This window comes from Kribbella endophytica, from assembly GCF_054781295.1.
In genome coordinates this window covers 647,298-668,967 of record NZ_BAAGUR010000001.1, presented here as the reverse complement: position 1 = coordinate 668,967, position 21,670 = coordinate 647,298, and the positions used below count along the sequence as shown (strand labels likewise).

The 21,670-nt window shown below is 68.9% G+C and carries 27 protein-coding genes; 17 read left to right on the top strand and 10 right to left on the bottom strand.

Annotated features, from left to right (window positions below; translation table 11 throughout):
* Window positions 1-11: 11 nt before the first annotated feature.
* Window positions 12-491, top strand: a complete 480-nt coding sequence (locus tag ACYVIO_RS03260; protein WP_460649130.1) for a hypothetical protein — start codon at window positions 12-14, stop codon at window positions 489-491.
* 30 nt (window positions 492-521) lie between these two features.
* On the opposite strand, the gene ACYVIO_RS03255 is transcribed toward ACYVIO_RS03260, so the two are convergent.
* Window positions 522-809: a DUF1905 domain-containing protein gene (locus ACYVIO_RS03255; RefSeq protein WP_460649129.1), complete on the bottom strand. Its 288-nt coding sequence runs from the start codon at window positions 807-809 to the stop codon at window positions 522-524.
* Between the two features lie 37 nt (window positions 810-846).
* Between ACYVIO_RS03255 and ACYVIO_RS03250 the strand changes: the two genes are divergently transcribed.
* The 3 genes from ACYVIO_RS03250 (at window position 847) to ACYVIO_RS03240 (ending at window position 2,949) form a co-directional block, all read left to right on the top strand.
* Window positions 847-1,209, top strand: coding sequence for a hypothetical protein (locus ACYVIO_RS03250; RefSeq protein WP_460649128.1), 363 nt, complete (start codon window positions 847-849; stop codon window positions 1,207-1,209).
* 148 nt (window positions 1,210-1,357) lie between these two features.
* Window positions 1,358-2,152, top strand: coding sequence for an LLM class flavin-dependent oxidoreductase (locus ACYVIO_RS03245; RefSeq protein ID WP_460649127.1), 795 nt, complete (start codon window positions 1,358-1,360; stop codon window positions 2,150-2,152).
* On the top strand, window positions 2,152-2,949 hold the full coding sequence (locus ACYVIO_RS03240) for an alpha/beta fold hydrolase (protein ID WP_460649126.1): 798 nt from the start codon (window positions 2,152-2,154) through the stop codon (window positions 2,947-2,949). Before ACYVIO_RS03245 ends, ACYVIO_RS03240 begins: the two co-directional genes overlap by 1 nt.
* On the opposite strand, the gene ACYVIO_RS03235 is transcribed toward ACYVIO_RS03240, so the two are convergent.
* Window positions 2,927-3,751 carry an alpha/beta fold hydrolase gene (locus ACYVIO_RS03235; protein ID WP_460649125.1) on the bottom strand — a complete coding sequence of 275 codons (825 nt, stop codon included), beginning with the start codon at window positions 3,749-3,751 and terminating at the stop codon, window positions 2,927-2,929. The genes ACYVIO_RS03240 and ACYVIO_RS03235 overlap by 23 nt on opposite strands.
* Window positions 3,752-3,806: 55 nt before the next feature.
* On the opposite strand from ACYVIO_RS03235, the gene ACYVIO_RS03230 reads away from it, so the two are divergent.
* Both ACYVIO_RS03230 and ACYVIO_RS03225 read left to right on the top strand, forming a co-directional pair.
* Window positions 3,807-4,181, top strand: a complete 375-nt coding sequence (locus ACYVIO_RS03230) for a nuclear transport factor 2 family protein (protein ID WP_460649124.1) — start codon at window positions 3,807-3,809, stop codon at window positions 4,179-4,181.
* A gap of 29 nt (window positions 4,182-4,210) precedes the next feature.
* Entirely contained in the window at window positions 4,211-4,891 is a 681-nt protein-coding gene (locus ACYVIO_RS03225; RefSeq protein ID WP_460649123.1) for an HAD family hydrolase, read from the top strand.
* 176 nt (window positions 4,892-5,067) lie between these two features.
* Here the strand turns inward: ACYVIO_RS03225 and ACYVIO_RS03220 are convergent, their stop codons facing one another.
* On the bottom strand, window positions 5,068-5,442 hold the full coding sequence (locus ACYVIO_RS03220; protein ID WP_460649122.1) for a VOC family protein: 375 nt from the start codon (window positions 5,440-5,442) through the stop codon (window positions 5,068-5,070).
* Window positions 5,443-5,647: 205 nt separating this feature from the next.
* On the opposite strand from ACYVIO_RS03220, the gene ACYVIO_RS03215 reads away from it, so the two are divergent.
* From ACYVIO_RS03215 to ACYVIO_RS03205, 3 genes are read left to right on the top strand one after another with little or no spacing between them, the layout of a single operon-like run.
* Window positions 5,648-6,061 carry a VOC family protein gene (locus tag ACYVIO_RS03215; protein WP_460649121.1) on the top strand — a complete coding sequence of 138 codons (414 nt, stop codon included), beginning with the start codon at window positions 5,648-5,650 and terminating at the stop codon, window positions 6,059-6,061.
* Window positions 6,062-6,934 carry an alpha/beta fold hydrolase gene (locus ACYVIO_RS03210; protein WP_460649120.1) on the top strand — a complete coding sequence of 291 codons (873 nt, stop codon included), beginning with the start codon at window positions 6,062-6,064 and terminating at the stop codon, window positions 6,932-6,934. It begins immediately after the preceding gene.
* A 60-nt stretch (window positions 6,935-6,994) separates the two neighbouring features.
* Window positions 6,995-7,495 carry a DinB family protein gene (locus ACYVIO_RS03205; protein WP_460649119.1) on the top strand — a complete coding sequence of 167 codons (501 nt, stop codon included), beginning with the start codon at window positions 6,995-6,997 and terminating at the stop codon, window positions 7,493-7,495.
* Here the strand turns inward: ACYVIO_RS03205 and ACYVIO_RS03200 are convergent.
* Together ACYVIO_RS03200 and ACYVIO_RS03195 are read right to left on the bottom strand one after the other, a co-directional pair.
* A complete protein-coding gene (locus ACYVIO_RS03200; RefSeq protein WP_460649118.1) occupies window positions 7,492-7,860 on the bottom strand; it encodes an MmcQ/YjbR family DNA-binding protein in 369 nt (122 codons plus the stop codon). The two genes, ACYVIO_RS03205 and ACYVIO_RS03200, sit on opposite strands and share 4 nt — an antisense overlap.
* Window positions 7,853-8,824: a 2-hydroxyacid dehydrogenase gene (locus ACYVIO_RS03195; RefSeq protein ID WP_460649117.1), complete on the bottom strand. Its 972-nt coding sequence runs from the start codon at window positions 8,822-8,824 to the stop codon at window positions 7,853-7,855. The genes ACYVIO_RS03200 and ACYVIO_RS03195 overlap by 8 nt, the downstream gene beginning before the upstream one ends.
* Window positions 8,825-8,958: 134 nt before the next feature.
* Between ACYVIO_RS03195 and ACYVIO_RS03190 the strand changes: the two genes are divergently transcribed.
* The 3 genes from ACYVIO_RS03190 to ACYVIO_RS03180 all read left to right on the top strand — a co-directional run bounded on the left by ACYVIO_RS03190 (window position 8,959) and on the right by ACYVIO_RS03180 (window position 11,483).
* A complete protein-coding gene (locus tag ACYVIO_RS03190) occupies window positions 8,959-9,954 on the top strand; it encodes a magnesium and cobalt transport protein CorA (RefSeq protein WP_460649116.1) in 996 nt (331 codons plus the stop codon).
* Between the two features lie 103 nt (window positions 9,955-10,057).
* A complete protein-coding gene (locus tag ACYVIO_RS03185) occupies window positions 10,058-10,996 on the top strand; it encodes a hypothetical protein (protein ID WP_460649115.1) in 939 nt (312 codons plus the stop codon).
* A gap of 58 nt (window positions 10,997-11,054) precedes the next feature.
* Window positions 11,055-11,483, top strand: a complete 429-nt coding sequence (locus tag ACYVIO_RS03180; protein WP_460649114.1) for a VOC family protein — start codon at window positions 11,055-11,057, stop codon at window positions 11,481-11,483.
* A 19-nt stretch (window positions 11,484-11,502) separates the two neighbouring features.
* Here the strand turns inward: ACYVIO_RS03180 and ACYVIO_RS03175 are convergent, their stop codons facing one another.
* The gene (locus tag ACYVIO_RS03175) at window positions 11,503-12,624 is read right to left on the bottom strand and encodes a glycosyltransferase (protein WP_460649113.1); all 1,122 of its coding nucleotides are present in this window, start codon (window positions 12,622-12,624) and stop codon (window positions 11,503-11,505) included.
* Between the two features lie 84 nt (window positions 12,625-12,708).
* Here ACYVIO_RS03175 and uppS point away from each other — a divergent pair, with 84 nt between their 5' ends.
* On the top strand, window positions 12,709-13,485 hold the full coding sequence (gene uppS / locus ACYVIO_RS03170) for a polyprenyl diphosphate synthase (RefSeq protein ID WP_460649112.1): 777 nt from the start codon (window positions 12,709-12,711) through the stop codon (window positions 13,483-13,485).
* On the opposite strand, the gene ACYVIO_RS03165 is transcribed toward uppS, so the two are convergent.
* Window positions 13,482-13,970 carry an Lrp/AsnC family transcriptional regulator gene (locus ACYVIO_RS03165; RefSeq protein WP_460649111.1) on the bottom strand — a complete coding sequence of 163 codons (489 nt, stop codon included), beginning with the start codon at window positions 13,968-13,970 and terminating at the stop codon, window positions 13,482-13,484. The two genes, uppS and ACYVIO_RS03165, sit on opposite strands and share 4 nt — an antisense overlap.
* Before the next feature lie 119 nt (window positions 13,971-14,089).
* Between ACYVIO_RS03165 and ACYVIO_RS03160 the strand changes: the two genes are divergently transcribed.
* The 3 genes from ACYVIO_RS03160 to ACYVIO_RS03150 are packed head-to-tail and all read left to right on the top strand — an operon-like array spanning window position 14,090 to window position 17,437.
* Window positions 14,090-15,178 carry a thiamine pyrophosphate-dependent enzyme gene (locus ACYVIO_RS03160; RefSeq protein WP_460649110.1) on the top strand — a complete coding sequence of 363 codons (1,089 nt, stop codon included), beginning with the start codon at window positions 14,090-14,092 and terminating at the stop codon, window positions 15,176-15,178.
* 1 nt (window position 15,179) lies between these two features.
* Window positions 15,180-16,166, top strand: a complete 987-nt coding sequence (locus ACYVIO_RS03155; RefSeq protein WP_460649109.1) for an alpha-ketoacid dehydrogenase subunit beta — start codon at window positions 15,180-15,182, stop codon at window positions 16,164-16,166.
* Window positions 16,163-17,437, top strand: coding sequence for a dihydrolipoamide acetyltransferase family protein (locus ACYVIO_RS03150; protein WP_460649108.1), 1,275 nt, complete (start codon window positions 16,163-16,165; stop codon window positions 17,435-17,437). The genes ACYVIO_RS03155 and ACYVIO_RS03150 overlap by 4 nt, the downstream gene beginning before the upstream one ends.
* Before the next feature lie 350 nt (window positions 17,438-17,787).
* Here the strand turns inward: ACYVIO_RS03150 and ACYVIO_RS03145 are convergent, their stop codons facing one another.
* On the bottom strand, window positions 17,788-18,495 hold the full coding sequence (locus tag ACYVIO_RS03145) for a TetR/AcrR family transcriptional regulator (RefSeq protein WP_460649107.1): 708 nt from the start codon (window positions 18,493-18,495) through the stop codon (window positions 17,788-17,790).
* A gap of 61 nt (window positions 18,496-18,556) precedes the next feature.
* Window positions 18,557-19,351 carry a S1 family peptidase gene (locus ACYVIO_RS03140; RefSeq protein ID WP_460649106.1) on the bottom strand — a complete coding sequence of 265 codons (795 nt, stop codon included), beginning with the start codon at window positions 19,349-19,351 and terminating at the stop codon, window positions 18,557-18,559.
* A gap of 200 nt (window positions 19,352-19,551) precedes the next feature.
* On the opposite strand from ACYVIO_RS03140, the gene ACYVIO_RS03135 reads away from it, so the two are divergent.
* Window positions 19,552-20,688 (top strand): hypothetical protein, encoded by a 1,137-nt coding sequence (locus ACYVIO_RS03135; protein ID WP_460649105.1) that lies wholly within the window; start codon window positions 19,552-19,554, stop codon window positions 20,686-20,688.
* A gap of 45 nt (window positions 20,689-20,733) precedes the next feature.
* Here the strand turns inward: ACYVIO_RS03135 and ACYVIO_RS03130 are convergent, their stop codons facing one another.
* Window positions 20,734-21,570 (bottom strand): aldo/keto reductase, encoded by an 837-nt coding sequence (locus ACYVIO_RS03130; RefSeq protein WP_460649104.1) that lies wholly within the window; start codon window positions 21,568-21,570, stop codon window positions 20,734-20,736.
* Window positions 21,571-21,670: the final 100 nt, after the last annotated feature.

Sequence of the window (21,670 nt, the reverse complement as noted above, 5' to 3'; positions counted from 1 at the left end):
CACTCGTGGTCATGGAACTGGAGGGGGAGACGCCTACGCCGCGGTTGGTGGCGGCGTGGGTGGTGTTGGGGGTCGTCCCGACTGAGCAGATGCCGATGTGGGCGGCGGAGTGGATTGTTCAGGGGTACGACGGTGAGGCGCTGGCGGAGTTGGCGGGGCTCAGTGGGCGGGATCCAGGGGAGGTCCGGGACCTGTTGCCGGCCGCGCTTGGTGAGGTGGGGGCGGAGTTGATGCCGGAGGGGCAGGCGGCGATGAAGCTGGAGTACGACCACGTCGCCGAGCTACATCTCGGTGGGCGGGTTTCCTGGGCCTGGGTTGTTACGGAGGTTGCTCGGGTGGCGGACGCGTCGCAGGCTGACGATGGACCGTTCGAGCAGCCGCTTGGTGGGCTGCGGGACGTCGAGTGCGAGATGGGTGAGCCGTGGAGGCGGACGGACCTGGAGCTCGCCGAGGTCGTGCGGGCAGCGTGTGTTGCTCAGCTGAAGGAGTGACACGTACGGCGTACTGGGTGAAAGCGACGGTCAGAGGGCGATGTGGAGGGTGGCGGTGATGGTTTGCCCCTCCTCCAGAGACTCTGCCTTGCGGATGGCGTCTTTGAGGGGGAGGTAGTACTTGCCGTCCTTGGGGAAGAGGGCGGTGGTCCACTCGGTGGCGCCGATCTGCGCGGTGACGGGGATCATGCCCCAGCCGTAGCTGACCGAGGTCGAGGTGGCTTGGATGTCGGTGGACTCGTCCTCGGGGACGGCGACGAAGTAGAACGGGGACGGGCCGCGCCAGTAGAAGATCTCGCCGGAGAAGGTGACGTCCATGGGGGCAGGATAGGCAGTGATGGGGGATGGTGCGGGGATGGGCGTTGAGCGATTTGCGGATCGGCTGACGGTGGAGCGGTACGGCGACGACCCGCCGGTGGGGATCTTCGGGGTGGATCCGGACGAGCCGGACGCGCTGTCGGTCTCGGAGCGGGTGTTCGAGCGGTTGGTTCTGGTCGCGCGTGCGTACGAGTTGCCGGTGCTGCCGCGGCTCGGTGGGGCGGAGCGGGTCGGACTGGTGCGGGAGCAGGCGGAGTCCCTGCTCGACGAACTGGAGTTCGTTGCGGGGCGGCTGAACGACGACTTGGCGGTGGGGACGGCGCAGGTGATCGCGGACTACGTGGCGGGGCGGGTCAGGGCGCGCGGAAGTGGAGTGCGGGTTTCGGTCGAGGGCAACTGACTGCCCGCGAGCGGGGGCGGTGGGCGCAGGTGGCTTCGCGCGGGACCGACGGGGGGTGCTGGCGCAGGGCAAGCAATCGGCGGGGCTGATCGAAGTGATCGGGATTCATCGCTTTTCTTACTGGGCCCGCGGCGCTTAGCGTCGGGGGATGAAGCATGCGCTGTGGTTTCCGTTGTTCGACGAGCTGGCCGATCCGGTGGTGGTGGCGAGGATCGCGGCCGAGGCCGAAGAGGCTGGGTGGGACGGGCTGTTCGTGTGGGATCACGTTCGGTGGCGGGAGCCGGTGAGTGCGGTGGCCGATCCGTGGATCACGATGGCGGCGGTTGCCACCGCGACCGAGCGGTTGGAGTTCGGGCCGATGGTCAGTGCGATCACTCGGCGGCGGCCGGTGAAGTTGGCGCGGGAGACGGCGACGCTGGATCGGTTGAGTGGTGGGCGGTTCGTTCTGGGGGTCGGGCTGGGGAGCGATCGGTTCGCGGGGGAGTTCTCCAAGACCGGTGAGGAGTGCGACGACAAGATTCGTGGGCAGATGCTGGATGAGTCGCTGGGGATTCTCGACGCTGCGTGGTCGGGGAAGGTTGTCGAGCATCACGGCGAGCACTACACGGTGGACGGGATCCAGTTCCTGCCGACGCCCGTACGACGGATTCCGGTCTGGGCGGCCGGCTTTCCGGGCAAGCGGCGGCCGTTGGAGCGGGCCGCGCGGCTCGACGGGTTCTTCCCGGTCAACCTGAGCTCGGCTGACGAGTTCGCCGAGGCCGTCGGGAAGATTGATGCCTTGCGCAACAAAACGACCCCGTACGACTACGCCGCCGAGCTCGAACCAGGCCAGGACGGTACGCCGTACGAGCGCGCCGGCGCGACCTGGCTGCTGCGCAACTTCGACCCCGCGGCGGTCACCGTCGACCAGGTCCGTGGCGTGCTGCGCGACGGGCCGGCGTGATGTTTGTCGAGAGCAACGGTGTCACCCTGTGCGTCGAGACGTTCGGCAAGGCCGAGGATCCGGCGATCCTGCTCGTGCACGGCGCGTGCGCGTCGATGCTCTGGTGGGAACGCGAACTCTGCGAGCAGCTCGCCGCGCGGCAGCGGTTCGTGATCCGGTACGACCAGCGCGACACCGGCCTGTCGACGTACTACCCGCCGGGCGAACCGGCGTACAAGCTCTCGGACCTCGCCGCTGACGCGGTCGGTCTGCTCGACGCGCTGGGGATCGAGCGCGCGCAGGTCGTCGGCCGGTCGATGAGCGGCGCGGTCGCGTTGATGCTGGGTGTGGACTACCCGGATCGCGTGTCAGGGTTGGCGTTCGTGTCGACGACCACGGGTGACGACGGTCTGCCGCCGATGTCTTCGTCGTTCACCGACCGGCCGTCGTACGACGATCCGGTGGACGAGGTGGTCGGGCTGATGCGGGCGTACGCGGGCGGTCCGCTGTACGACGAGGAGGAGACCCGGGCACTGGCGACCGAGGACGTCGCCCGCACCCAGAGCTTGGCGTCGTTGGCCAACCACTTCCTGATGGACTTCGACGGGCCACGCAACGGCGGGTTCGCGGACCTCACCGCGCCGACCGTGGTCGTGCACGGTGAGCGGGATCCGGTGTTCCCGCTGGCGCACGGCGAGGCGTTGCGCGACGCCGTACCGGGGGCTCGGCTGGTGATCATGCCCGACACCGGGCACGACGTGCCACGGCCGGTGTGGCCGCTGTTCGTCGACGCCCTTACCGGCGAAGGAAGTCGTTGACGGCCGCGGTGAAGGCGGCGGGGTTGTCGAGCCAGGGGAAGTGGCCGGACGCCGGCTGGATGGTGAGCGTCGCGTCGGGGAAGAGGCCGGCGTACGACGTGGCGAAGGCCGGCGGCGTGCCGACGTCGGTCTGGCCGGACAGGACGAGGACGGGGTTGGGGAAGGCGGTCAGGCCGGCCGTGGAAGGGGTCAGCTCCGAGGCGTAGACGGCGGCGGCTTCCTCGTTCTGCTGCGCGGGAGTGGCGGCTTCGAGGGCCTGCGCGGCGGTGTCCCAGCGGCCGTGGGAAAACGGGCGGATCGCCTGCCAGAGGTTGTCGGTGAACGTGCCGGAGGTGATCTGCTCGAGCGCGGCGTACGCCTCGTCGAACCACGGCTCGGCCTTGCGCTGGCGGGCGGCTTCGAGGCGCATCTCGGCGGTGATCGTGAAGCCGACGGCGAACGCGCTCGGGGAGATCGCGGCGTACCGGCGTACGCGGTCGGGGTGCTCGGCGAGGTAGAGCGCCGCGAGGTTGGTGCCGGCGGAGTGAGCCAGGAGGTCGAGCTGTTCGAGGCCGAGGTGCTCGCGGAGGGCTTCGAGGTCGGCGACCTGGCGGTTGACCTGGTACGACGTGGTGTCGGTTGGCTTCGCGGAGTCGCCGGTGCCGCGGAGGTCGAGCATGATCAGCTGGTTCGCGAGGCCGCCGAGATCGCCGAGGTAGGCGGAGGCCTGCATCGGCCCGCCGGGGACGCAGACGAGCGGCTCGCCGTCGCCGATCAGGTGGTAGGCGAGCTCGGTGCCGTCGTACGCGCTGAAGGTGGGCATGCGGTGACCTTGGCAGCGAGAGTCGGACGCGGCAACCGAGTATTAGGTTGAGGGCATGGATGCTGACGGGTTGCGGGAGATCGAGCGGGAGCGGTTGCGGGCCTTGGTGGCGGCGGATCTGATGGTGGCGTTGCCCTTGCACACCGACGACTTCCGGATCGCGACGCCGAGCGGACTGGTGTGGACCAAGGACGAGTACCTCGGCGGGATCGGCGACGGGTCGATCGATTACCGGCGGTTCGAGGCGATGTCCGAGATCGAGGTGATGCTCGACGCGGAGCTCGCCGTCCTGCGGTACCGGTCGGCGATCGAGATCTCGGTGCAGGGCAATCCGCCGGCGCGGTTGGAGGCCTGGCATCTCGACGTGTACCGGGCTGGGAGTGACGGTGGTTGGCGGGTTCGGTGGTCGCAGGCGACGGCGATCAGCTGATTCGGCTCGGCGTCTGTGACACTTGGCCCGTGACGGTTGCGGAGATGCTGCGCGGGAGCCGGGTGGTGCTGCTCGACTTCGACGGGCCGGTGGCCGACCTGTTCCCGAAGGGGAGTGGAAGTCGGATCGGCGATGCTGCGCGCGAGCCGTTGGTGCGGGCTGGGGTTGACCTGCCTGAGGCCGTACGGCGGACTGTCGAGCACCTGGTCGTGCTGGAGTTCGCGGGGGCTCATGCGCCGGGAGTCGTCGACGAGGTCGAGCGGGCTTCGGTCGCGGGGGAGATCGAGGCGGCTGGTACGGCGCCGGTGACTGCTGGGGTGGTCGAGTTCCTGCAGGTGTGCGCGGAGACCGGGCGGCCGGTGGTTGTGGTGAGCAACAATTGTGAGCCGTCGATCGTGCAGTGGCTGGAGCGCGAGGGTTTGCAGGGGCAGGTCGCGGGGGTGGTGGGGCGGCCGTTCGGGCAGCCGGGGTTGATGAAGCCGAACCCGGCGTTGCTCGACGGGGTGCTGAAGGAGCTGAACGTTCCGGCGGGGAACTGCTTGATGGTGGGGGATTCGGTGAGTGACATCGAGTTCGGGCGGCGGGTCGGGGCTCGGTCCGTTGGGTATGCGACGTCCGCCGCGCGTGGTACTGAGCTGGCTGAAGCTGGTGCTGATGCGATCACGGACGATATGGGGCGGCTCGCTGCGGCGTTGCGATCTGTCGGGTAGGACTACTTGGGAGCGCTCGGCGGGCGGGCGCCACGCGCTCGGCGGACACGCGCTCGGCGGCGCCACGCGCTCGGCGGCGCCGCGCATCCGCCGCCCAACGGCCCGCTCGGCGCTCTCGCGGTACCGGCTACTCGGCGCGCCGCGCAACGGCCCGCTCGGCGCCCCCGTCGTACCGGCTACTCCGCGCGCTCGGCGGCGCTGCGTTCTACGCAGAACTCGTTGCCTTCGGGGTCGTGCATCGTCACCCAGCCGGGGCCTTCGGGCTTGCGGTGGTCCTCGTGGATGGTCGCGCCGAGCGTGAGCAGGCGGGCAACCTCCTCGTCGCGCGTTCGCTCGTCGGGGACCCAGTCGAGGTGCACGCGGTTCTTCACCGACTTGCCCTCCGGTACGGCGATGAACAGCAGCCCGGGAATCGGCGCCGGCGCCTCGACCAGCACCTCCTCGTCGCCGGGCTGGTCGACGGCCGAGACCGGCCAGCCGGTCGCCGTACTCCAGAAAACCGCCAACTGGTAGGGATCAGCCGCGTCGATCGTGAGGTGCCGAGGAATCATCGCCACACCCTAGTCCGCGCTCCCGCAGCCCGCTGAGAATTTACGCCGCCCGGGCTGTTAGTTGTCCTGGGCAAGCACTACGGAGGGGGCTGGGACGGTTACGTGACGAGGTTGTCGGGGAACTGTGGGGCTGAGGCATCGCGGTGGGGGTCGGGGCGGGTCTAGGGTGCGAGGCATCTGGAGGTCGGATCTAGGGGAGTGTGCGATGGCGTCTCGGCTCAATCCTTACATCGCGTTCGACGGGCAGGCGCGGGAGGCGATGGAGTTCTACCAGCAGGTGTTCGGGGGCGACCTGGCGATCAACACGTTCGGGGAGTTCGGGGCGACCGACTCGCCGGACGCGGACAAGATCATGCACAGCCAGCTGGAGACCCCGAGCGGGTACACGGTGATGGGCTCCGACGTGCCGCAGGGCATGGAGTACACCCCCGGCACGAACGTCTCGGTCAGTCTGAGCGGCGACGACAGCGACGAGCTGCACGGCTACTGGGACAAGCTCGCCGACGGCGGCACGGTGTCGGTCCCGCTGGAGAAGCAGATGTGGGGCGACGAGTTCGGCATGTGCGTCGACCGGTTCGGCATCGCCTGGATGGTCAACATCACCGCCCCGCAGGGCTGATTGACCACGCTGCGGCTGCCCGACGGGCGGCAGGCCCAGTACTGGGACACGGAGGTCGGGGAGACCGTCGTGTTCTTCTTCCACGGCTGCCCGGACACGCGGCACGCCGCGTTTCCCGGGGCGTCGGCTGCGCGGGCGTACGGCGTACGGCTGATTGCCGTCAACCGGCCGGGGTACGGCTCGTCGGATGTGGCGGCGTCGGATCATCTGTCGGTGGCTGATGATGTCGCTGCGGTGGCCGATCAGCTGGGGATCGGGCGGTACGCCGTACTGGGGATGTCGATCGGTGGTCCGTACGCGCTGGCTTGTGCGGCGCGGCATCCCGACAGGGTGACGCGTGCGGCGGTGGTGGCGAGTCCGGCGCTGGTGCCGGCGCTCGATCCGCCGTACCACCGCGACGATCTGGGGGCTGAGCAGCAGGAGTTCTTCGCGGGGCTCGCTCGGATGGAGGTCGACGAGTCGGTCGAGCGGATCCGGCCGGACTTCACGGCGTACGTCGAGCAGCTCGATCCGGGCGATCCTGATGACGAGGCGCTGGCCGCGCGGTGGACGACCGGGCATCCGCCGCTCGATTCAGAGTGGTTCGCCCAGCAGTCGACGTACGACCTGGCAGCTGCTGCACGAGAGGCTTTGGTGAACCCGGACGGCTATCTCCGGGATGCCGCGATCTCCTTCAGGGACTGGGGTTTCCGGCCCGAGGACGTCACCTGCCCGACGACGGTCTGGCACGGCATGGCCGACCCGCAGGTCTCGATCCGCAACGCTCGGTGGCTCGCCGAGCATCTTCCCGACGCCCAGCTGGAGCTGCGGTCGACGGCGCATCTCAGCACACTGCACAGCCACTGGCCGGAGTTGCTCACCGCGCTGCGGTAAATCAGTTCAGGTCCGGCGGCCTCGCGGGTTAGCGTCGATGGTGACGATCGGAGACTGAGCATGCACGACGTGTTGACGGACGCGGTACGGCACAACAACTGGGCGACGCAGCAACTGATCGCGTTCTGCCGCGCGCAGGACTTCACGGCCGAGCAGCTGGAGGTCACCGGCGTCGGCACGTACGGCGGGATCCTGGCGACGCTCGACCACATCGTGCGGTGCGACGGTAGTTACGTACGCCGCCTCGCGCAGCAGGAGCTGGACTTCGTCGACAGCGACGAGGTCGCCGACCTGGACGTCCTCGAACGGTGGAACGAGGAGTGCCGCGTGGTCTGGGAACACGTCCTGGCCAACCCTCTCGAGGTCGAGCGAGTAGTCATCGTCGACGACAACACCCGCGGCACCCGGGCCGGCATCTTCATCGCCCAGTCCCTCAACCACGCCAACCACCACCGCGAACAGGTCAACGCCATCCTCACCGGCTTCGACATCGAGCCCCCGGACACCCAGGCTTGGGAGTACGCCTGGCACACGGGCCGCATCTGGGACCTGGAGAGCTAGAGGTCCGGGTGCTGCTTGACCAGGGGTTTCGGGGCTTGGAGGCGCCAGGCGTCGGTCAGGAGTTCGCGGAGTTCTGCTTCGTCGACGGCGTTGAGGTGGACGAGGATCGCGGGAAAGCCGTTGTAGTGGGGCTCGGTGAAGAACTTCGTGGGGTCGGCGGCGAGGAGGTCCTGCTTGCCGGACTCGCCGGCGACGCGGATCGCGAGGACGGAGGGGTTGGGGACGCGCGGCGCTTTCGGTGCCGGGCGCTCCAGCCAGACCCAGGCGATGCCCTTCTTACCGATGGAGAAGGCGAAGCGGTCGTCGTTCTCGGTGACCTCCGGCAGGGCCAGCGCGAGGCGTCGTACGTCGTCCTGGTCAGCCACTGGTCTTTCGTACCAGGTCCGCGGACTCCTGGACAGGCGTGACCGGTACGCCGTGGTTGAACCAGCTGGTGAGGTTTTTGACGACCAGGCGGCCCATGGCGTCTCGGGTGGGGATCGTGCCGGAGCCTACGTGGGGGAGGAGGACGGCGTTGTCGACCTCGAGCAGGCCGGGGTGGATCTTGGGTTCGTGCTCGAAGACGTCGAGGCCGGCGCTCAGGATGGTGTTGGACTTCAGTGCGTCGACCAGGGCGGACTCGTCGACGACGGTGCCGCGGGCGACGTTGATCAGGATGCCGTCGGAGCCGAGGGCGGCCAGGACCTCGGCGTTGACCAGGTGCTCGGTCTCCGCGCCGCCGGGGATGACGATCATCAGGATGTCGCTCGCGGCGGCCAGCTCGACCAGGGTCGGGTAGTAGTCGTAGGGGACGTCCTTGCGGTGACGGTTGTGGTAGGCAACAGAGATCCCGAACGCGGCGGCTCGGTGCGCGATCGCCTCGCCGATCCGGCCGAGGCCGAGGATGCCCATCTTCCGGCCGCTCAGCGTTGCCGGGGTCAACGGGTAGGGCCGCTCGGTCCACCGTCCGTCGCGCAGGTACCGCTCGGCCGACGACAGCTCACGCGCCGTCATCAGCAGCAGGCCCATCGCGGTGTCGGCGACCTCGTCGTCCAGTACGCCGGGCGTGTTGGTGACAACGACCCCACGCTCAGCGGCGGCGGCAGCGTCGATCTTGTCGTAGCCGACCCCGAAGCTCGCCACGATCTGCACGTTCGGCAACTGGTCCAGGTACGCGCCGTCGATCGCCGTACCGCCGTTGGCGATCGCGACGACGTCCTTGCCCCGCTCCTCGAGCAGGGCGGCGGGATCGGAAGACTCCCACAGCCGGATCACCTCGAAGCCGTCGGCCAGACCGTCCGGCACCGAGCGGTACATCGGACCGGGCATCAACACGAGCGGGCGGGCCATCGGATCTCCCTGAAGTTCACTGCGACTTTGTCAGGGCAAGCCTATTCCGCGCGGCGGTGCGGGGTCAGGATCGGTCCAAGGACCGGCGCGTGAGGCCGGCGGGCCCGGCGTACGGGCCGGAGAGGAGCCGTTCCATGATCGTCGACTGCGCCCACTACAAGGACGGCCGCCGTCAGCACGTCGGTGCGATGTCGGTCCAGGAGGCGGCCGCGTGCTGCCGCGAGGGCGGGTTCGTCTGGCTCGGCATGTTCGACCCGACGCCCGAGGAGCTCGAGCAGGCGAGCCAGAGCTTCGGGCTGCACGAGCTGGCCGTCGAGGACGCCCAGACGTTCCACCTGCGCCCCAAGGTCGAGCCGTACGAGGGTGACATCCGCCTCGTCATCCTGCGCACCGCCCGGTACGACGACGGGCGCGAGGAGGTCGACTTCGGTGAGGTCAGTGTGTTCGTCGGGCCGGCGTTCGTGATCACCGTCCGCCAGGGCGCGGCGAGCGAGCTGCACGGCGCCCGGTCCCGGCTGGAGCAACGCCCGGAGCTGCTCGAGAACGGGACGAACGGCGTGCTCTGGGCGATCCTCGACCAGGTCGTCGACAGCTACGGCCCGGTCGTCGCCGAGCTGGAGCGGGACATCGAGCAGGTCGAGCGGACGGTGTTCGCGGGGTCGGTGGCGCCGACCGAGCGGATCTACTTCCTGCGCCGCGAGGTGACCGACTTCTACCGCGCGGTGCACCCGCTGCTCGCCGTACTCGCGACAATCGAGCGAGGTGCTCGAAACACTGACCTGCTGCCCTACTTCCGGGACGTGCACGACCACCTCGTCCTGGTGAACGAGGAGGTCGCCGCCCAGCGGGACCTCCTGGCCACGGTGCTGGAGGCGAACATGGCGGTGATCTCGGTCGAGCAGACCAAGGTCAGCGTCCAGCAGAACGCGACCATCGAGCAGCTGACGATCCTGTCGACGGTGTTCCTGCCGCTGACCTTCGTGACCGGGTTCTTCGGGCAGAACTTCGGCTGGCTGGTCGATCACGTCGGCGGGCGCGGGGCGTTCTTCGGGCTCGGGTTCGGCGGGCTCGCACTCCCGTGCGTCGCGCTGCTGATCTGGTTCAAGCGCCGACGGCGGGCACTTGACTGACTCGGCACCTGGCTGACGCGACAGGTTCATGCGGGGGACGGCGGTTGTTCCGGCGTACGGCGGAGGCTGCCGGAGGCGTTTCCGTTCCCCTCCGGAGGTCCTGATGAAGAAGCTCGTTGTCCTGGTGGCCGTGGCGGCCGCGGCTGTCCCTTCCCTGGCGGCCGCGGCGCCGGCGGCCGTCGTACCGGCTGCTGTCACCGCTGTTGCCGCCGCTGACCCGCCGTCGTTCGTGGCGACGCCGGTGAAGTCGTTCCCGGCCTTCGACGCCAACCAGGCGGTCGCGGTCGACGCGAAGTACTTCTACGCGGTGAACAACCGGACGATCACCAAGCACGACCGGCGGACCGGCGAGCCGCTGCTGCAGTTCGCCGGTGACACCGACGGGCCGTTCGAGCACCTGGACAGCGCGGCCGTGGTCGGCAGCAAGCTGTACGCCGTGCACTCGAACTACCCCGAGTACCCGATGGAGTCGTCGATCGAGGTGTTCGACACCCGCACGATGCGGCACGTGGACACGCACAGCTTCGGGATCGACCGCGGCTCGCTGACCTGGCTGGACCGGCACGACGGCGCGTGGTGGGCCGGATTCGCGAACTACGACAATCCGCGCGAGGACGGCTCCGGTGAGCTGTACGGCGAGACGTACAACACCCAGGTGGTGAAGCTGAACGACAACTTCGAGGTGGTCGCGGGGTGGACCATCCCGAAGACGATCCTCGACCGGTTCAAGCCGATGAGCAACTCGGGTGGATCGTGGGGGCCGGACGGCCGGCTGTGGCTGACCGGGCACGACCTCGGCGAGGCGTACGTGATGAAGCTGCCCGAGGCCGGTGCCGAGCTGCGGTGGGTGGCGACAGTGGACCTGCCGGAGATCCAGGGCCAGGGCATCGCGTGGGACCGGTCGACGGCGAAGAACCCGACGTTCTGGGCGATCAGCCGGCCGGCCAAGCAGGTCCGCAGCTTCACGATGCCGCTGAAGTCGATCGTCGACCCGACCGCGAAGGGCTGGCAGGTGAACGGGCCGGGGGCTTTCCGGCGGTGAATTGATGTTGATGGAGTAGCGGCCATGAACTGGCCGCTACTCCCGGCAGGCTGAAGCCATGACCGAGAACAGCAACACCACCAGCCTGCACGCCGTCCTCTCCTACCGCGACGCCCCCGCCGCCCTGCGCTGGCTGGAGAAGGCGTTCGGGTTCGAGACGACGATGGAGTTCCCCGACGACAAGGGCGGCATCATGCACGCCGAGGTCCGGTACGGGACGGGCGTCGCGTTCACCGTCTTCACCGACGAGACCGGGTACGACCGCCCGGCGCGTAAGGGCGAGACGGCAGGATCGGGCTTGTACGTCGCGCTGGAGTCCGAAGCAGCCGTCGACGCCGTCCACTCGTCTGCCGCGGCCGTTGGCGCCGACTCGATCTGGTCGCCGGGCGCGACCGAGTGGGGCAACTACCGCTGCCGCCTCGTCGACCCCGAGGGCTACGAGTGGACCTTCGGCACGCACGTGCCGGGACAACCGCAGGCTTGGTGATCCGCGGCCGGGCCCGGCGTCAGGCGAGGGACTCGATGAGGGCGACTGTGTTGGAGACGTCGGGTAGGGCGTTGAGTTCTGCCTGGAGCCGTTCGGCGGATTGCTTGTAGTTGCTGTTGGCAAGCACTTCGGTTGCGGCCCGGGTGACCTGCGGCGGGGTGAGGGTGACCGGGTCGAGGGCCACGCCCGCACCCAGGGTGAGGAGGCGTTGGGCGTTGTGGGGTTGGTCGGCGCCCAGCGGGAGGACGATCGACGGGAGGCCGTGGGCCAGCGCGCCGAGGACGCTGCCGGAGCCGCCGTGAGAGATGACCAGGTCGCAGGTCGGGAGCAGGTCGTCCTGGGGGATGAAGCGTTCGATGCGGACGTGGTCCGGTTGCGGGCCGAGGGCGGCGGGGTCGTTGCGTTCGCCGACGGTGACGATGACGTTGGCCGAGAGGTCGCGCAGGCCGGTGAGCACTCGGGTGAAGAGGTCGTCGGTGTCGGGCTGGAAGACGGTGCCGAGGGTGAAGTAGACCGTCGGCGGGTGTGGCTTGGAGCTTGGGACCTCGGCGGTTCGGTAGGAGAAGGTGTTCGCCGGGAGGGGGAACGACGGGTGCCGGAAGCTTGGCGGGAACGGCGACAGGGTCAGGTTGCCGTCGAGGAAGGTGAGCTCGGGGTCCGGCGGGAGGTCGTGCTCGGCTCTGACTTCGCCGAGCGGGCCGGCCAGCAGGTCCTTACGGAGGAGGGCTCCTGAGGCGAGCACCAGGACCGTCGTACAGGGGATGCCCAGCTTCTCGGCGGCGACGGCGGTGCCGAAGTCGGCTTCGTCGCGGACGATGACGTCGGGGTTCCAGTTCGCCGCGATGTCGAGCAGGGCGGCCGCGTGGCGGCGGGCGCCGGGGCCGCCGAAGGCTGAGGCGAAGTGCTGTTCCTCGGCCGCGGGGTCGGCTGGTTCGAGTGGCTCCGGGACCGGCGGCGGAGCGTCCGCCTGGCGCGGGCCGCTGGTGGCGAAGGTGGTGAAACCCGCGGCCTCGACTGCTGGGGTGACCTTGCCTGATCCGGCGACCCGGACCTCGTGGCCGGCTGCTTCGACGGCGCGGGCGATCGGGACGAGCGGCCGGAAGTGCCCGATGCCCCCGATGAACGTGAACAGGATCCGCATTCGTTGCACAGTACCGGCGGACCGGCCGATCACTCGTGGGCGGCGAGCCCGGCGTACGGGCTGATCAGCGGATAGGTTCTGTGGATGGCGATCAACGACGTGCTGTACGGGATGTACAAGTGGCAGCTCCGGCGGCAACTGGTCGGCAAGCCGCGGCCGCGGCACGTCGGGCTGGTGATGGACGGGAATCGCCGCTGGGCGCGGGGGCAGGGGCATGCGAACCCGAGCGTCGGTCACCGGTACGGCGCGATGCACGTCGAGAACGCGCTCGGCTGGTGCGAGACCGCCGGCGTCCAGCACGTGACCGTCTTCGTCTGCTCGACCGAGAACCTGGTCAAGCGCGGCAACGAAGAGGTCATGTACCTGATGAAGCTGATCGAAGAGGTCGTCACCACCCGCCTCACCGAGCCGGGCGGCCGCTGGCAGGTCCACGTCGCCGGGCTGATCGACCTGCTCCCCGACACCACCTCTCGCGCGCTGAAGGAAGCCGTCGAGGCGACCAAGGGCATCAGTACCGGCAACCACGTCACCCTCGCCATCGGGTACGGCGGCCGCCAGGAACTCGTCGAGGCGGTCCGTTCGCTGCTGGAGTCCGAGGCCCGCGCGGGCAATGACCTCGACTCGCTCGCCGACACGCTCGAGGTCGACGACATCACCCAGCACCTCTACACGGCCGGCCAGCCCGACCCTGATCTGATCATCCGCACCAGCGGCGAGCAGCGGATGTCCAACTTCCTGCTCTGGCAGTCGGCGTACTCCGAGCTGTACTTCTGCGACCCGTACTGGCCTGCCTTCCGCGAGATCGACTTCCTCCGCGCGCTGCGCTCGTACGCCGCCCGGCAGCGTCGCCGCGGCGCCTAGAGCGTCCCGAGGTCCTCGAAGATCAGCGCGGTCCGGGTGCCCAGCACCTCCGGGATGGCCTGAAGCTTCTCCAGTACGACGCGCCGCAGGCCCTCGTTGTCGGCGGCGCGGACGAGCAGGATCGCGTCGAAGTCGCCGCCGACCAGTGCCATGTGCTTGATCTCGGGGATGGTCTGGAGCTGCTCGCGCAGGGCTCGCCACGAGCTCTGGCGGAGACTGAGGGTGACGTACGCCGACGTCGCGAGCCCCAGTTTCAGCGGGTCGACCGTCGTGGTGAAACCGGTGATGACGCCGGTCGCGGTCAGGCGCTCGACGCGCGCGTAGGCGTTCGCGCGGGAGATGTGAACCTGGTCCGCGAGGGCCCGCATCGAGAGGCGGCCGTCCTGGGTCAGCGCCTCGACGATCTGCCGGTCGAGCTCGTCCAGCGCGGGGGCGACGACCATCTGTCCAGGGCGCTTGGCGTCGGCTAGCACTTCTTCAGACATTCTGCTCCCTCCTCAGGCTGGCTGGATCGCCGTTCGTCTCGCAATTCTGCAGGGTCTGGCAGCGAATGGCCAGAAGTACGACGATGAGGCATCAGTCCGTCTCCCTGCAGGAGGGCAATATGTCCACCGTTGAGGAGCGTCTGCTCCCCTCCGCCGAGCCCGTCCGGCTGATCGACGAGCACGGCGCCGCGCACGCGCACGCGTCGTACCAGCTGCCCTCCGCGGAGACGCTGACCGACGGTTACGCACAGTTGGTGAAGGGCCGCCGCCTCAACGACCAGGCCAGCGCGCTGGTCCGCCAGGGCCGGCTCGCGGTCTACCCGTCGTCGCACGGCCAGGAGGCCTGCCAGGTCGCGGCGACGATGGTGCTCGAGGAGCGCGACTGGCTCTTCCCGACGTACCGCGACACGGTCTCGATCGCGAGCCGCGGCGTCGACCCGATCGAGACGCTGACGCTGCTGCGCGGCGACTGGCACTCCGGGTACGACCCGCACGAGCGCAACGTCGCGCCGCAGTCCACGCCGCTCGCGACGCAGCTGCTGCACGCGGTCGGCGTCGCGCACGCCGCGCGGCTGAAGGGTGAGGACATGGTCGTGATGGCGCTCGTCGGCGACGGCGGGACCAGTGAGGGCGACTTCCACGAGGCGCTCAACTTCGCCGCGGTCTGGCAGGCGCCGGTCGTGTTCTTCATCCAGAACAACGAGTACGCGATCTCGGTACCGCTCGCCAAGCAGACCGCCGCGCCGTCCCTTGCCCACAAGGGCATCGGGTACGGCGTACCGGGTGAACGGGCTGACGGCAACGATCTCGCCGGGCTGCTCGCCGTACTGGGCCGGGCTGTCGAGCGGGCGCGTGGTGGTGAAGGGCCGCAGTTGGTGGAGGCGCACACCTATCGGGTGCAGGCGCACACGAACGCGGACGACGCTTCGCGGTACCGCGACGACGCCGAGGTCACGCCGTGGTTGGAGAAGGATCCGATCAAGCGGCTGGATGCTTATCTGAGTGGTGCGGGGCTGTTGGACGACGCTGCTCGGGCGGCTGCTGCTTCGGCCGCTGACCAGGTGGCGGAGTACACGCGGGTCGGGCTGATGGAGGACGTGCACCCGGATCCGGCGGAGCTGTTCCAGCACCTGTACACCACGCAGACGCCGCAGTTGCGCGAACAGGCCGCGTTCCTGGCCGACGAACTGGCTCGTGAGGAGGCCTGAGATGACGCATGTGAAGCTCTCCATGGCGCAGGCGCTGAACCAGGCGCTGCGCGACGCGATGCGGGCCGACGACACCGTGCTGATGTTCGGTGAGGACGTCGGCGCGCTCGGTGGTGTGTTCCGGGTGACCGACGGGCTGACCGCCGAGTTCGGCGAAAGTCGTTGCTTCGACACCCCGTTGGCCGAGTCCGGCATCGTCGGGACCGCGATCGGGATGGCGATGAACGGGATGCGGCCGGTCGTCGAGATGCAGTTCGACGCGTTCGGCTACCCGGCGTTCGAGCAGGTCGTCAGCCACGTGGCGAAGATGCGGAACCGGACCCGCGGCAAGATCACGCTGCCGATGGTGATCCGGATGCCGTACGCCGGCGGGATCGGCGGCGTCGAGCACCACTGCGACTCGTCGGAGGCGTACTACGCGCACACGCCGGGGTTGACCGTGGTCGCACCGGCCACTGTGGCCGACGCGTACTGGCTGATGCGGCGGGCGATCGAGTTCCCGGATCCGGTGATCTTTCTGGAGCCGAAGAAGCTGTACTGGGCCAAGGAGGAGATCGATCTCGGGGTCGCCGAGCCGGGGATCGGGCAGGCCGTCGTACGGCGGGAAGGTGCTGACGCGACGCTGATCGCTTACGGGCCTACTGTGCCGATTGCTCTCGAGGCCGCGGAGGCTGCGGCTGCTGAGGGGCGGTCGCTGGGGGTCGTGGATCTTCGGTCGATCGTGCCTTTTGACGACGAGACGGTTTGTGCTGCTGTGCGTTCGACCGGGCGGGCCGTGGTGGTTGCCGAGGCCTCCGGGTTTGCGTCGGTGTCGTCGGAGATCGTTGCCCGGGTCACCGAACGGTGCTTCCACTCGCTGGCGGCGCCGATCCGGCGCGTCACCGGCTTCGACATTCCGTTCCCGCCTCCTCACCTGGAGCGGCACCAGCTGCCTTCTGTGGATCGGATCCTCGACGCTGTTGACGATCTGCAGTGGGAGGACTCGTGAACACGTTCCTGCTGCCTGACCTCGGCGAAGGACTGACCGAGGCGGAGATCGTGCGGTGGTTGGTTGCTGTCGGCGACGTTGTCGCTGTTGACGCGCCGATCGCTGAGGTGGAGACGGCGAAGTCGCTGGTGGAGGTGCCCTCGCCGTACGCCGGGGTGGTGACCGAGCTGCATGGGGCTGAGGGTGCGACTGTTGCCGTGGGCAAGCCGCTGATCACGATCGGGTCCGTTGCTGGTGAGGCCTATCGTGAGGAGGAGCAGGCCGGGTCGGGGAATGTGCTGATCGGGTACGGGACGCCGGAGAGTGTGGGGTCCGGGCGTCGGCGGAAGGCGCGTTCGAACGGGCAGGTTGCTGTTGCCGAGACGCCTGTTGCGGCTGTCGAGCGGCCTGTTGCTCGTGCTGTTCCTTTGGTCATCTCTCCGTTGGTCCGCCGGATCGCACGTGATGCTGACCTGGATCTGAGGACTTTGGAGGGCTCGGGCGCAGGTGGTCTGATCGTGCGCCGCGACGTAGAAGCTGCTGTTGCTGCTCTCACTTCTGTTCCTGAAACTCCTTCTGTTGCTGGTGATTCTCGTACTGGATTGCCTGAGCTTCGGCGTACCACGATGAATGGGTTCCGGAAGACCGTCGCCGCGACGCTCAGCCGGAGTCGGTCGGAGATCCCCGAGGCGACCACCTGGGTGGATGTCGACGCGACCCCGCTGGTCGAGCTGCGGGCTTCGATGCGCACGGCAACCGATCCCGGCCCGGGCCTGCTCGCGCTGATGGCGCGCTTCGTCGTCGCCGGTCTGCGCAAGCACCCCGAGCTGAACGGCTTCGTCGACGGCGACGATCTCGTCCAGTACGACGGCGTCAACCTCGGCCTCGCGGCGCAGACCGACCGCGGGCTGGTCGTCCCCGCCGTACCGAACGCCCACACGCTGACCGCGCGTGAGCTGGACGCGCAGATCCGCCGCCTGACCGCCGCCGCCCGCGACGGCAAGCTCACCGCGCACGAGCTCACGTCCGGCAGCTTCACCCTCAACAACTACGGCAGCTTCGGCGTCGACGGCAGCGCCGCGATCATCAACCACCCCCAGGTCGCGATCCTCGGCGTAGGCCGCATCATCGACCGCCCGTGGGTCGTGGACGGCGAGCTGGCCGTCCGCAAACTCACCCAACTCTCCCTGGTCTTCGACCACCGAGTCTGCGACGGAGGAACAGCAGCAGCCTTCCTCCGCTTCGTAGCAGACGCCTTCGAAAACCCCACCTCAGCTTTCGCGGACCTCTAAGGATCCGTGAAGGGGGAGGGGAGAAGGCCTGCCGCCCCCGAACGGCTACGGGCTGCGCCCGTGCCGGCTGTGGTGGGCGCGGGTTGGCGCGGGCCCGGTCGCCCGGGACGTCTACGGGCTTCGCCCGTGCCGGCTGTGGTGGGGGTGGGGGGCCTGCGGGCCGGTCGCCCCGGGTGCGCCTGTGTTCGCCGACGCCCACCACTGACTAACCTCCGGCCGGCTGTGGTGGCTACGCCTGGATGGGGTCGGGTTGAGGCGTTTCGGGGAGGTTGATCAGTGGTGGGCGTCGGCCTCGGCAGCCGATCGCGCGGAAGTTTCGGCCGGACCTCGTCTGCGTGGTGGAGCGCCGGCTACGACAAGCGGCGGGGCCTTAGGCCTACGAGGATTACTCGTAGGCCTGTGGTGAAGCGGGCGGTGGGGCCTGCTGGGTTGTTGGGGGTTAGGTAGGCGGTGAGGGCTTCTGGCTCGATGTCCAGGTGTTGGCCGGCTGCTTGGGCCCAGGTGGGGTCGGGGAGGCCGCTGCGGTGGATGGTGGAGTGCCAGGCGGCGTCGGTGACTGCGGCGCCGATGACGTAGTGGAAGACTGCGGAGACGGCGGCGTCCAGGTGGATGCCTTTGAAGCCAGCGGTGGTGAGGATTTCGACCAGGCGGGCTGTGTAGGTCTGGTAGTTGGGGCCTAGGCCGGCGTGGGAGGCCAGCAACTGGGTTGCCCAGGGGTGGCGGTCCAGGGACTCGTACGCCGCTAGCCCGAGGACGGCTAGTTGGTCTCGCCAGTCGCCGGTGTCGGTGGGGACCAGGGCCTCGGCGAGGATCTCGTCGACGGCCAGTTCGAGGAGGTCGTTCTTGGTGGCGACCCGCCAGTAGAGGGCTGACGTGGCGGCGGTGCCCAACTCGACGGCGACGCGGCGCATCGAGAGGCCGTCGAGGCCTTCCTTGTCGAGGATGCCGATCGCCGCGGCGACGATGTCCTCACGGGTCAGCGGTGCTCGGGTCGACGACGGTTCCGCGCGCAGCCAGACCGAGCCCAGGGCTGTCTTCTCATCAGCTTCACGTGCCACCGGCGACACACTAATACGCCGTACCAGATTCTGGTACGGCGTATCAGTGGCGTGTCTCGAGTCAGTTGTTGATCTGCGTCGTCAGCGCCGAGGCGTACGTCGCGACCTCGGCGTACACGCCCGGGTTGCCCGCGTCCGCACACCCGATGCCCCACGACACGACGCCGAAGAGCCGGCCGTTCAGCACGAGCGGACCACCGGAGTCGCCCTGGCAGGAGTCCTTGCCGCCGGCCTTGTAGCCGGCGCAGATCTCGCCGTTGGCGACGTAGCCCTCGCTGGCGTACACCTGACCGCAGTACGAGTCACCGAGCACCGGCACGGTCACCTTCTGGAAGGTGTCGGCCGGGCCGGTCCCCTCGGTGTCGCCCCAGCCGTAGACGACCGGCTGCGCGCCGACGGCGTCGGCAGAGCGGCTGGTCTCCAGCGGCAGCGTGGTCACGCCGGTGAACGGCGTGGTCAGCGTCAGTACGGCGACGTCGTGGCCGGCCACCCGCCCGTACTGCGGGTCCTTCCAGATCTTGGAGATCTTCGAGGTCTTCCCGGCCGTGGTGCTGAGCCGGTCGCGGCCCTGGATCGCGGTGTAGGTGCTGACCGGCTGCGTCACGCAGTGCGCGGCGGTGACGATCTTGTTCGCCTTCACCAGCGTGGCGCCGCAGTACTGGCCGCTCGGCACGGGGGACCGGCTGTTGTTCAGCGCGATCGCCCAGGGGGTCGACGCGGTGCTCGCCGTCGTCCCGCCGACGATGTTGGTTCCCGGCGTCACGCGGGCCTCGGCAGCGCTGACCGCACCGGCCGACGCGACCGCGACCATCACCGCGACCATGGCCGCACGGGTGAACTTGAGCTTTCCTGACATGCTCACACTCCAGGTGTCGTCGGCCGCTGTGGGCGGTTGCGGCCTCTGACCGAGAAGAGTCGTCCCACCACGGTGCGTGAAGCAAGCGATTGCCCCGGCACATCAGTGCTGTGTCAGTGCTGGGCCGCAAAACTTAAGTTTCGCAAGGGAAAACCTCTGCCCGACGACCGTTCGCGGCGAGCGGCGGAGAGTTGTCCGGCATGAGCCAACCGATCAGCAGGTCCCGATTTCTGCAGCGCGCCGCCGCGCTCGGGGTGGTTGCCGCGACCGCCGGAACCGTTGCCGCGAGCCCCGCAACAGCAGTTCGTACGCCGTCCAAGCGCCACCTCGACTTCCGCGGCGTCGCCTACGACACCGGCACCGGATTCATCGGCGACGAGAGCCGAGTCATCTGGCGTCCGGACCTCGTCCGCGGCGAGCTGAGCGCGATCCGCCACTGCCTGCACGCGAACTGGGTCAGCATCTACGGCACCCAGCCGAAGCGCCTGCGCGACACCGCGACCGAGGCGCTCCGGCAGGGCCTGCGGGTGTCGATCCAGCCGCGGTTCTTCGACGAGCCGCAGGAGGACTCGCTGCGCAAGCTCGCCGACGTCGCCCGCGACGCCGAGCGGCTGCGCTGCCGGTACGGGCCGGAGGTGATCCTGGTGATCGGCTGCGAGTTCATGCTGTTCACACCGGGGATCGTGCCGGGCGCGGACTTCTTCGAGCGGGTCGAGCACCTGACCAACGGCAATCCGGACATGCCCGCGATCGTCCGGCGCTTCCGGGCCTACACGGCGAAGATGGTCAAGGTTGCCCGCAGCAACTTCCGTGGGCGGATCACGTACGGCGCGGCGGCGGACCTGGAACCGGTCGACTGGGCGCTGTTCGACATCGTCGGGCTGGACTACTACTCGTACCACGCGGATCCGGCCGAGCACACGGCCGAGCTGGCGCCGTTCCGCAAGTGGGCCAAGCCGATCCTGATCCTGGAGTTCGGCTGCTGCACGTTCACCGGCGCGGCCGCGGCGGGCGGGATGGGCTGGGACATCGTGGACTACACGGTCGATCCGCCCGCGATCAAGGACGGGTACGTGCGCAACGAGCAGGAGCAGGCCACGCATCTGGCGAACATGCTCAGGGTCTTCACGAAGGAAGGTCTGCTCGGCGCTTCGCCGTACACGTTCATCTCACCGGACGCGCCGCATCGGGCCGACGATCCGAAGCACGACGACGACATCGCGGGGTACGGGCTGGTCAAGGTGATCCGCGAGGACAGCTGGGACCCGGCGTCGCCGTACCGGTGGGAGCCGAAGAAGTCGTTCCACGCGGTGCGTGAGATCTATCGCCGGGGCTGAGCTGATCGGTCCGGCGTACAAGATCTCGTACGCCGGACCGTCGACTCAGGCGGCGTTGAACTCGTCCGGGTGCGGGCCGGTGCGCTCGTCGCGCTCGAGCTTGGCCAGCTCGGCGAGGTCGGCGTCGGTCAGCTCGAAGCCGAAGACGTCGAGGTTCTCGGCGATCCGCGCCGGAGTGACCGACTTCGGGATCACGATGTTGCCCAGCTGCAGGTGCCAGCGCAGGACGACCTGCGCGGCGGTCCGGCCGAGCTTCTCGGCAATCGCCTGGACGCTCGGCTCGCCGAGCAGCGAACCGCCCTTGGCCAGGGGGCTCCACGCCTCGGTGGCGATGCCGTGCTCTTCGTCGTACGCACGGACCTCGGTCTGCTGCAGGTACGGGTGCAGCTCGATCTGGTTGACCGCCGGGACGATCGACGCGGTCTCGGCGAGCGTGTCGAGGTGCGCCGGCTGGAAGTTGGAGACGCCGATCGCGCGGACCAGGCCGTCGGCGCTGAGCTTCTCCAGGGCACGCCAGCTGTCGACGTACTTGCCGAGGGCAGGAGCGGGCCAGTGGATCAGGTAGAGGTCGACGTACTCGAGTCCGAGCAGCTTCCGGCTGCGCTCGAAGGCCGCGAGGGTCTCGTCGTAGCCCTGGTCGGCGTTCCACAGCTTGGTGGTGACGAAGAGGTCGGACCGCTCGATGCCGGAGTCGGCCAGAGCCTTCGCGACGCCGGCCTCGTTCTGGTACGCCGCGGCGGTGTCGATGCTGCGGTAGCCGGCCTGGAGCGCGGCAGTGACGGCGGCGGTGGTCTCGTCGTCCGGCACCTGGAAGACGCCGAAGCCCAGCTGCGGCATCTCGACGCCGTTGTTCAAGGTGACGGTGGGGATCTCGGCTGGCATGGCTTTTCTGCTCCCGATCGGTAGTCTGGTGATTAATACCCGCGTCCGCGATAGTTGCACACGCGGACTATTGCTTCATGAAACCACCTACGGTCGGTGG